The organism is Streptomyces sp. NPDC127119 (genome assembly GCF_042677425.1).
Lineage (GTDB): Bacteria > Actinomycetota > Actinomycetes > Streptomycetales > Streptomycetaceae > Streptomyces.
In genome coordinates this window covers 1-4,644 of record NZ_JBHXTO010000275.1, presented here as the reverse complement: position 1 = coordinate 4,644, position 4,644 = coordinate 1, and the positions used below count along the sequence as shown (strand labels likewise).

Annotated in this window: 2 protein-coding genes; both read right to left on the bottom strand. The window is 73.3% G+C overall.

Annotated elements, in window-relative coordinates; genetic code table 11:
- On the bottom strand, positions 1–252 hold a 252-nt coding region (locus ACFVH5_RS43940), incomplete at its 3' end, for a beta-ketoacyl synthase N-terminal-like domain-containing protein (RefSeq protein WP_385839298.1).
- A 69-nt stretch (positions 253–321) separates the two neighbouring features.
- Positions 322–4,644 (bottom strand): SDR family NAD(P)-dependent oxidoreductase (locus tag ACFVH5_RS43935; protein ID WP_385839297.1); only part of this gene is annotated, 4,323 nt, incomplete at its 5' end.

Genomic DNA, 4,644 nt, shown 5'->3' with positions numbered 1-4,644 from the left:
GTCGGGGTCGTACAGGGCGTCCAGGTCCCAGCCCCGGTTCACCGGGAACCCGCTCACCGCGTCCGTCCCCGCCTCCACCAACCGCCACAGATCCTCCGGCGACGCCACCCCACCCGGATACCGGCACGCCATCCCCACGATCGCGATGGGCTCCCGCTGACGTTCCTCCGTCTCGCGCAGTTGCCGTCGGGCGTCGCGCGTCTCCGCGATGGCCTTCTTGAGGTAGTCGCGCAGCTTCGCCTCGTCCGCCATGCTTCTCAACTCCCAGATGTGGTGTGGTTGTCGGCCTCCGAAGGGCCGGGACTGCGGTGTCGCGCGTGGTCAGTCGAGGTCGTCGAGGAGCGCGAAGAGCTCCTCGTCGGAGGCTGCGTCTAGATCGTCCGCCGACTCCTCGGACAGGTCGCTCACTCCGCTGTTCCCGCGAGCGAGGTCCGCGGCGTCGAGCAGTGCGCGGAGTCCCGCGGTGACAGCCCGGTAGGACTCGGGGTCCGCCGCGGACTGCTCGATGGCGGACCTGAGCCGCGAGAGGTCCGCCAGGACGGGCGCGCCCGGCGCGCTGTCCACGGCGAGCTGCCCGCGCAGGTGCTCGGCCAGGGCCGCCGGGGTGGGGTGGTCGAACACCGTGGTGGTGGGCAGCCGGAGCCCGGTCGCCTTCCCCAGCTGGTTGCGGAGTTCGACCGCTGTCAGCGAGTCGAACCCGAACTCTTGGAAGGCCCGGTCGGGGTCGATCCCGGAGGGGTTCTGGTGGCCAAGTACCACTGCGACGCGCGAGCGCACCAGGTCGACGAGGAACGGTCCGCGGTCTGCCGGCGGCAGCGCGGCGAGCCGCTCAGCGAGTCCGGTTCCGCCTTCCTCGTCCCCGCTCCGGCCCCGGACCGCGGTGGAGCGCCGGGGCTTGGCGGGCAGCAGGCCGTGCAGCAGGGGCGGTGCGTCGGTACCGGCCGCCCGCAGTGCGCCGGTATCCAGGCGGGTGACCGCGAGCACTGCCTCGCCGCTGGCGGACGCGGCGTCGAACTGCCGCATGGCGTCGTCCGCGGCCAGCGGGAGCAGTCCGGAGCGCGCCAGCCTGCGGAGGTCGGTGTCGGTGAGGTGCCCGGCGATGGAGCCGGTGTCGCCCCACAGTCCCCAGGCGAGTGAGACGGCGGGGAGGCCCAGGCCCCGGCGATGGGCGGCCAGCGCGTCGAGGAAGGCGTTGCCCGCCGCGTAGTTGGCCTGACCCGCGGTACCGAGCAGACCCGCGACGGACGAGTAAAGGACGAAGTGGGCGAGGTCCATGTCGCGGGTGAGATCGTGCAGATGCCAGGCCGCGTCCACCTTGGGCCGCAGCACGGCATCCAACCGCTCAGGCGTCAGTGCCTCGACAGGAACGTCGTCGAGGACTCCGGCGGCGTGGACGACCCCGGCCAACCGGTTCTGCGGTGAGAACCGCCCCAGCAACCGCTCCACCGCGACACGATCCGTCACATCACACCCCACCACCTCCACCTCGGCACCCAACTCCCGCAAAGACGCCGCGAGTTCATCAGCACCCGGGGCATCCCCTCCCCCACGACTCACCAGCAGCAGACTGCGCACCCCCTGCTCCACCACGAGATGCCGGGCTGCGACCGCGCCCAGCGCCCCGGTGGCTCCGGTGACGAGTACGGTGCCGGTGTCCCAGCGCGGGGCGTCCTTTGGCGCCGCGCCGGACCCGGCGCCCGCGGGGGTCAGTCGAGGGACGAGCGGAACGCCGTCCCTCACCGCCACCTGGGGTTCACCACTGTCCACGACCCGTGCCAGCAGGGAGACCGGAATGTCGCCGTCGACCAGGACGACTCGGCCCGGATGCTCGCTCTGCGCGGAGCGCAGCAGCCCCCACACCGGGGCATGCGACAGGTCGGTCACCGCGTTCCCGGGGCCGGCCGCGACGGCGCCCCGGGTCGTCACCACCAGTGTGGTGGCGGCCAGTCGTTCGTCGGCAAGCAGCGCGCCCAGGGCGGCCAGTACGCGATGCGTCCCGGTACGGGCCCGGTACGGCAGGTCGCCACTCTCGGCGATGCCGGGAGCGCAGGGAACGAGCAGGACCGAAGGCGCCGCGGCCCCTTCGTCCAGGGCCTGTGCGAGCGCCTCGGGGCTGTCGTACGCGCGCTCCGTGCCATCGGGCAGGGGCGAGCCGAGGACGGCCCAGTCGGCGGGCCGGGAGGCGGGGTCCCCGCCGGGCATCGGGGTCCAGTCGACGCGGAAGAGCGCGTCCCCTTCGTTGTGCGCCGCCGCACTCAGTGTCCGAAGCGACAACGGCCGCAGAGTGAGCGACTCGACGGTGGCGACGGGCGCGCCGGTGTCGTCGGCGACGGTGAGCCGGACCGTCGGTGCGTCGGACTCGGCGGCGTCGAAAGTGAGCCGGACCCGCAGGGCCGTGGCGCCCCGGGACCGCAGAGTGACGTCGGACCAGGAGAAGGGCAGCCATGACCGGCTGGCGTCCTCGGTGACGCCGGGCAGCAGCGGATGGAGTGCCGCGTCGAGGAGGGCCGGGTGGATCGCGTACCGGCCCGCGTCCCGGTGCTGGTCCTCGCCGAGGGCGACCTCCGCGTAGAGCTCGCCCGGTGCCGTCCACAGACGGCGGAGGTTACGGAAGGCCGGACCGTACGCGTACTGGGCTTCGGCCAGGCGCTCGTAGGCCCCCGTCAGGTCGGTCTCTGTGGCGCCTGGCGGCGGCCAGGCGGCGGGGAGGCCGTTCGCGCCGTCGTGGACCGGGGCACCGTCCGGCCGTCCGAGCCGGCCCCGGGCGTGCAGCGTCCACGGCTCGGCGGGCAGGTCGTCACCGGCTTCGGGCCTGGCGTGGATCTCCAGGTCGTGGCCACCGTCGTCGTCCGGGGCCGCGACGACGACCTGTACCTGGACTCCGCCGTGCTCGGGCAGCACCAGCGGGGCCGTCAGGGTCAGTTCGACGACGTGCGGGACCCCCATCTGTTCCCCGGCCCGCAAGGCGAGTTCGAGCAGAGCGGTGCCGGGGATGAGAACCGTACCGCCGACGGCGTGATCAGTGACCCAGCCGTGGGTGTGCCGGGACAGCCGCCCGGTGAAGAGGTGCTCGGGGCGCCCGGCGACGTCGACGGCCGCGCCGAGCAGCGGGTGTCCGGTGGCGGTGAGGCCCAGTCCGGCGGCGTCGGCGGGGCTCCCCGGGTCCTCCAGCCAGTACCGCTGCCGCTGGAAGGCATAGGTGGGCAGGTCGACCGTACGGGCGTCGGGGAACACCGTGTCCCAGCGGACGGTGGCGCCGCGGGTGGCCAACAGGCCGACAGCGGAGGCGAAGGCGAGGGTCTCGGGCCGGTTGCGGCGCAGTACGGGGGTGAGCGCGCCGGTTTCGGCAGTCAGGGTCTCCTGGACCAGCGCGGTGAGTACACCGTCCGGACCGAGTTCGAGCCACTCGGTGACGCCCTGGGAGGCCAACAGCCGTACTCCGTCGAGAAAGCGGACCGGGCGGCGGATGTGCTCCGCCCAGTAGTCGGCGGACGCCAGTTCCTCGGGTGTGGCGAGTGTGCCGGTGACGTTGGAGACGACCGGGATACGCGGCGGGCGGAAGGTGAGCGTGCCCGCGACGGTGCGGAACTCGTCGAGGATCTCGTCCATGTGCGCCGAGTGGAAGGCGTGGCTGACCGGCAGCCGTTTGGTCCGCCGCCCCTGCTCCCGCCAGCCGGAGACGATCGCGTCGACCGCGCCGGCATCCCCGGAGACGACGGTGGAACGCGGGCCGTTGACCCCGGCGATCCCCACCGCGTCGCCGTGTCCGGCGAGGGTGGCGCGCACTTCGTCCTCGGTTGCCTCCAGGGCCGCCATGGCCCCGCCTTCCCGGGCGGCCTGCATCAGCCGTCCTCGGGCGCCGACCAGTACGCAGGCGTCGGGCAGGTCGAGCACCCCGGCCAGATGGGCGGCGGTCACCTCGCCGATGGAGTGGCCCAGGAGGAAGTCGGGGGTGAGTCCGTGATGTTCGGCCAGCCGGAACAGCGCGGTCTCCAGGGCGAAGAGGGCGGCCTGGGTGAACGCCGTCTGGTCGAGCAGGGCCGAGTCCGCGGAGCCCTCGGGTGCGAAAAGGACGCTCTTGAGGGGCTGGTCGAGTTCCTGGTCGAGGAGGGCGCAGATCTCGTCCAGGGCAGCGGCGAACGCCGGTGCGCTGTCGTACAGTTCACGGCCCATGCCGAGTCGCTGGGCGCCCTGTCCGGTGAGCAGGAAGACGGTCTTCCCCCGGCGTGCCTCTCCGGCGTGCAAGACGCTGGGGGAGGTCTCGCCCTGGGCCAACGTTGCCAGGCCGCGCAGGAGTTCGGCCCGGTCGGCGGCCAGTACGACGGCTGCGTGGTCGTGCAGGGTGCGAGTGGTGGCCAGGGACCGGCCGATGTCGGCGAGAGCCGGCTGCGGGGTGGTGGTGACATGGTCGAGCAGGCGGGCGGCCTGGGCGCGCAGCCCGTCCTCGCCGCGGGCCGACAGCAGGAACGGGGCGTGCGGCAGCGCGGGTTCCGGTGTGGTGCTCGCGCCCGATTCGGTGTCGGTCCGCTCGACGGTGGTCCCGGGGCCCTGTTCGATGATGACGTGGGCGTTGGTGCCGCTGATACCGAAGGAGGAGACGGCGGCCCGGCGGGGGCGGTCCACCTCGGGCCACTCACGCGCCTC